5 protein-coding genes are annotated in these 5,249 nt (G+C 66.0%); 2 read left to right on the top strand and 3 right to left on the bottom strand.

From position 1 onward, the window contains the following. The first annotated feature begins 120 nt into the window (after positions 1-120). Positions 121-603, top strand: coding sequence for a CinA family protein (locus tag Q7U29_RS01800; RefSeq protein WP_304737725.1), 483 nt, complete (start codon positions 121-123; stop codon positions 601-603). Positions 604-767: 164 nt separating this feature from the next. Here the strand turns inward: Q7U29_RS01800 and Q7U29_RS01795 are convergent, their stop codons facing one another. Together Q7U29_RS01795 and Q7U29_RS01790 are read right to left on the bottom strand one after the other, a co-directional pair. Then, entirely contained in the window at positions 768-2,093 is a 1,326-nt protein-coding gene (locus Q7U29_RS01795; RefSeq protein ID WP_304737723.1) for an HlyD family type I secretion periplasmic adaptor subunit, read from the bottom strand. After that, positions 2,090-3,838, bottom strand: a complete 1,749-nt coding sequence (locus Q7U29_RS01790; protein ID WP_304737721.1) for a type I secretion system permease/ATPase — start codon at positions 3,836-3,838, stop codon at positions 2,090-2,092. Before Q7U29_RS01790 ends, Q7U29_RS01795 begins: the two co-directional genes overlap by 4 nt. Positions 3,839-4,168: 330 nt before the next feature. Here Q7U29_RS01790 and Q7U29_RS01785 point away from each other — a divergent pair, with 330 nt between their 5' ends. After that, positions 4,169-4,417 (top strand): hypothetical protein, encoded by a 249-nt coding sequence (locus Q7U29_RS01785; RefSeq protein ID WP_304737719.1) that lies wholly within the window; start codon positions 4,169-4,171, stop codon positions 4,415-4,417. 110 nt (positions 4,418-4,527) lie between these two features. Here Q7U29_RS01785 and Q7U29_RS01780 read toward each other — a convergent pair. Continuing rightward, a partial coding sequence (locus Q7U29_RS01780) for an IS3 family transposase (RefSeq protein WP_304737717.1) occupies positions 4,528-5,249 on the bottom strand: 722 nt, incomplete at its 5' end.

Raw genomic sequence — 5,249 nt, 5'->3', positions numbered from 1 at the left:
AAATGGGCGCCGACGGAGCTCGCGGCCAGCAATTTCGTCCGCGTCGTCTACCACTCGCTCTCCGACAGGCCGGAGAAACCCTCTCTGCTCAAGCGAATCTTCCGAAGGAATTGATATCCGATGAAAGACCTTGTCCCGATCGCCGAACAGATTGCCGCCCGACTGATCGAACGCAGGCAGACCATCGCGATCGCGGAATCCTCGACCGGCGGGCTGATTTCAGCGTCGCTGCTCGCGGTGCCCGGCGCCTCGGCCTATTTTCTCGGCGGCGCCGTGGTTTATACCCGCGATGCGCGGCGGCTGTTGATGGACATTCCCGACGAGGCGATGAAGGGCATTCGTTCGGCATCCGAGCCATACGCGAAGCTGCTGGCGAGCCAGATCCGTACGCGCTTCGCCACCGACTGGGGCCTGTCCGAGACCGGCGCCACCGGCCCCACCGGCAACCGCTACGGCGACGCGGCCGGGCACAGCTGCATGGGGCTCGCGGGCCCGGAGAATGCGGTGGTCACGCTGGAGACCGGCAGCGCCGATCGCCAGGCGAACATGCACAGCTTTGCCAGCGCGGCGCTGAATTTGCTGCTGCAGAATTTGTCGCGGTAGCGCCATCGCGGCAACCCCTCCGACCTCGTCCTGAGGAGCCGCGCGCGCTTCGCGCGGCGTCTCGAAGGATGGAAGCAAGGTCGGTGCAAGCGGCCATCCTTCGAGACGCATCGCTTCGCGATGCTCCTCAGGATGAGGTATGCGGTTGTTGCGAAGAGATCCCCTCACCGCTCCCGGAACGAGCGCATCAGCTGGTCGCTCAGCGGCTTCATCAGATACGACAGCATGGTGCGGTCGCCGGTCTGCACGAAGGCTTCGACCGGCATGCCCGGGATCAGCTTCACCTCGCCGAGGCGGGCGACTTCCGCCGGGGCCATCGAGACCCGGATGGTGTAGTAGCTCTGGCCGGTGCGCTGGTCGGTGGTGACGTCGGGCGAGACGCGCGACACCACGCCGTTCAGCTCCGGGGTGGTGCGCTGGTTCAGCGCCGACAGCCGCAGCACCGTCTTCTGGCCGATCTGCAGCTTGTCGATATCCTGCGGATTGACCTTGGCCTCGACCGAGAGATCGTCGGCCTGCGGCACGATCATCATGATGGCGTCGCCGGCGGTGATGACGCCGCCCACGGTGTGAACGGTGGACTGCAGCACCATGCCGTCCTGCGGGGCGCGGATGTCGACCCGGCGCAACTGGTCTTCGGCCGTCACCTTGCGCTCGACGAATTCGCCGATCTTGTCGTTGGTCTCGCGCAGGTCCTTTGAAACTTCGCTGACCAGGTCCTTGTCGACCTGGATGATCTGCAGCTCGGTTTCGGTGATCTTGCCTCTGGCCTGCGCCCTCGCGGCGATGTACTGCGCCCGTTCACCGGACAGCCTTGCGGCGTCGCGCTCCAGCACGGTCAGGCGCGAGAGCTGAACCAGCCGCTGCTCGTAGAGCGAGCGCACCCCGACCAGTTCCTTTTCGACCAGCACGATTTCCTTGTCCTTGGCCTGCTCCTGGGCGGCGAGGCCCGCGATCTCTTCCTTGAGCTGGGCGACGCGCTCGCGCAGCTGCGACTTTTGTCCGGCGCGCCCGGTGGTGCGCACTTCGAACAGCTTGCTTTCGCTGGCCATCACGTTCTGGACGTCGGGATCGTTGGGACGGTCGAGCAGCATCGGCGGGAAGGTGATCCGGTCGAGGCCGCGCTGTTCGGCCTCCAGCCGCGCCGCCCGCGCCCACAGCCCGTTGAGCGCCTTGTTGACGATGGCGAGGCCGGCCTTGGTGACGGTGTCGTCGAGCCGCACCACGATGTCGCCGGCCTTCACGGCCATGCCGTCGCGGGCCCGCACCTCGCCGACCACGCCGCCGGTCGGGTGCTGAACTTTCTTGACGTTGGATTCGACCACGATCTGTCCCGGCGCGATCAGCGCGCCCGAGATCTGCGCGGTCGATGCCCAGGTGCCCAATCCGCCCACCAGCAGCAGGATGACCGACAGGCCGACGATCATGTGCAGCCGGATCGACGCTTTCGCGCCACGCTTGCCTGAACCACCCTTGGCGCTGTCCGTCATGATTTGGCAACTCCCCCTTCGGAGACGATCTTGATCGGTGACGGCGGCGCAACGCGCGGCTGCAGCACCTGTCCCAGCACGGTTTCCTTCGGCCCGAAGGCCTGCATGCGGCCGTCCTTCAACACCAGCAGCATGTCGACCGCCTCGATGCCGATCGGCCGATGCGCGACCACCACCACGATGGCGCCCCGCTCGCGCGAGGCGCGGACCGCCCGGGTCAAGGCCTCGTCGCCCTCGGTATCGAGATTGGAGTTCGGCTCGTCGAGCACGATCAGGAACGGATCGCCATACAGCGCCCGCGCCAGCGCCACGCGCTGCGCCTGGCCGGCCGAGAGCGCGGTGCCCTGTTCGCCGATCTGGGTGTCGTAGCCTTCGCGCATCTTGATGATCATGTCGTGGACGCCGGCTTCCTTGGCGGCCTTGATGATGGTGTCGGAGGTGGCGTCGGGATCGTAGCGGCAGATATTCTGCGCGACCGATCCGGCGAACAGTTCGACGTCCTGCGGCAGATAGCCGATGTGGCGGCCGAGCACGTCGCTCGACCACTGGTCGAGTGCGGCGCCATCGAGCCGCACCTTGCCGCGCACCGGCTGCCAGACTCCGACCAGCGCGCGGATCAGCGACGACTTGCCCGATCCGCTCGGCCCGATCACGCCGAGGCCGTTGCCGGCTTCCAGCGCGAACGTCACGTCCTGCACGATGACCTTCTGATCGCCCGGCGGCACGATGCTGACGCCCTCGACCGACAGCCGCTTCGACGGGCTCTGCAGCAGCGTCTGCTCCGTCGGCGCCGGCAGCGTTTCCAAGAGCTTGTTGAGGCGGTGCCAGCTCTGCCGCGCGGCGACAAAACCCTTCCAGTGCGCGATCGCGAGATCGACCGGCGCCAGCGCCCGCGCGCTCAGGATCGAGCCCGCGATGATGACGCCGGCGGTGGCTTCCTGGTTGATCACGAGATAGGCGCCGACCGCGAGCACCGCGGATTGCAGCACCATGCGCATCACCTTGGCGATGGCGCCGAGACCGCCGGCGACGTCGCTGGCGCGCTGGTTGCCGGCGAGATATTTTTCGTTGGCCTCGCTCCAGCGCTTTGTCAGCCGCCCGGACATGCCCATCGCGACCAGCACCTCGGCGTTGCGCCGGCTGGTGGCGGCCAGGTCGTTGCGGCGCGCCGCGAGGCCCATGGCCTCGCGCGCCGGCGCCCGCGACATGAATTCGGTGATGATGGTGAGCGTGACCAGAATGATGGCGCCGACCAGCGCGGTCAGGCCGATCAAGGTGTGGAAGGCGAAACAGATCGCCAGGTAGAACGGCAGCCATGGCAGGTCGAAGAACGCGCCCGGCCCCATGCTGGAGAGGAAGGAGCGGACGTTGTCGAGATCGCGCAGCGGCTGCAGGCCCTCGTTGCGGCCGCCCACCATCAGTGGCAGCCGCACCACGGTGTCGAACACGCGGGCATTGAGCGCTTCGTCGAGCGAGGTGCCGATCCGGACCAGCACGCGACCGCGAATCAAATCGAGGATGCCCTGGGCGACATACAATCCGCCGGCCAGGATCACGAGGCCGACCAGCGTCGGAATGCTGCGGCTCGGCAGCACCCGGTCGTAGACCTCCAGCATGAAGATCGAGCCGGTCAGATACAGCAGATTGATCATGCAGCTCATGAGGCCGACGCCGATGAAGGCGTTGCGGCAGGCGCGCAACGCATCACCGAGTTCGGAACGCCGGACACCGGGAGCGGCTGCCATCTATCCTGATCTCTTCACGAGGGGTGCGATGGCGCAGTTCTACCGATGTTTGCGGCCAGCGTCCATGTAACTCGCGTTAACCTAAACGTTAACGGCACGCGCGGGGTGGCCGCCAGCGCCGGCCTATCCACCAAACGGAGGACGATCGGGCCGACCGGCCCGGCGGGAGCCGGGTGAGAGGCGCGGCGAGCCGGCCTTACCGCCACGGAGTCCGGTGCTCGCGGCCGCTTGTCATACACTTTCCCCATCGCGGGCGGCCCCTCTTTTGGCCATCGGCCAGCCGCCGTTCCTCGCATCGGAACTTTCGGCCTCCACTATCGTTATGTGATCATGACACAACCCGACACCTGGTACGTGGCCTTCGGGCCGGACAAGACCGTGAAGACGGACGACAGCGCCGATGGCGTGGTGCGATCGACCCGCACGTTCAGGTCGGAAGTCGACGCCAAGCTGTTTGCCCTGCAGATTCTCGCCAAGGGCTGGTCGGCCAGCGCCGGCACGCTCAACCCGCATCAGCCCAAACAGGTGATCGGCGCTTCCCAGATCGAAAAATGGGCCGACCCGCGCGTCAACGCGTGAGGTGCGCTTTACCTCGCCCCGCTTGCGGGGAGAGGTCGGAGACGGAGCGACAGCGAAGTCTCCGGGTGAGGGGGACTCTCTGAGCTGCTGCGGGTTTGATGGACACCAAGTTAAGCTAATCCCAGCTTGCGCTCGAACTCAACAGGGCTGACATATCCGATCGTCGAATGACGTCGTGTTGGATTGTAGAACCGCTCGATATAGTCGAACACATCCGCCTTGACCTCGTTCCTGGTGCGATAGTTTTTGCGCGCAGTTCGCTCGGTCTTCAGCGACGGGAAGAAGCTCTCCATCGCCGCATTGTCCCAGACATTGCCTGATCGGCTCATGCTGCAAACGATCCCGCTGTCGGCCATCAGGCGCTGGAACCGTTCGCTGACATATTGGCTGCCCCGATCCGAATGATGCATCAGGGCGTCGGGCTTGCCCCGACGCCAGACGGCCATCAACAGGGCGTCCGCAACCAGCTGCGCCGTCATGCTGGCGCTCATCGACCAGCCGACTACCCGGCGCGAGAACAGGTCGATGACGGCTGACACGTACAGCCAGCCCTCGGCCGTCCAGATGTAGGTGAAGTCTGCAATCCACTTCTGGTTAGCCCGCTCGGCCGTAAACTGCCAGTCCAGAAGGTTTGCCGGCACGTTCCCGACCTGGCGGTCGCCTTCGTCCTTTGGCAGGCGCCGGCGCCGTGGCCGCGCCCGCAAGGCTTGCAGGCGCATCAGCCGCTCGACCTGATGCAGACCGCATTCGACGCCGTCTGCCAAAAGGTCTCTCCAGACCCGCCGTGCGCCGTAGGTCCGGTCGCTGGCAAGGAAGCTTGCTTTCACCTGCC

Origin of the sequence: Bradyrhizobium sp. (genome assembly GCF_030654605.1) — a bacterium.
Lineage (GTDB): Bacteria > Pseudomonadota > Alphaproteobacteria > Rhizobiales > Xanthobacteraceae > Bradyrhizobium.
The sequence above is the reverse complement of the archived record's forward strand: the minus strand, read 5'-3'. Positions and strand labels throughout refer to the sequence as shown.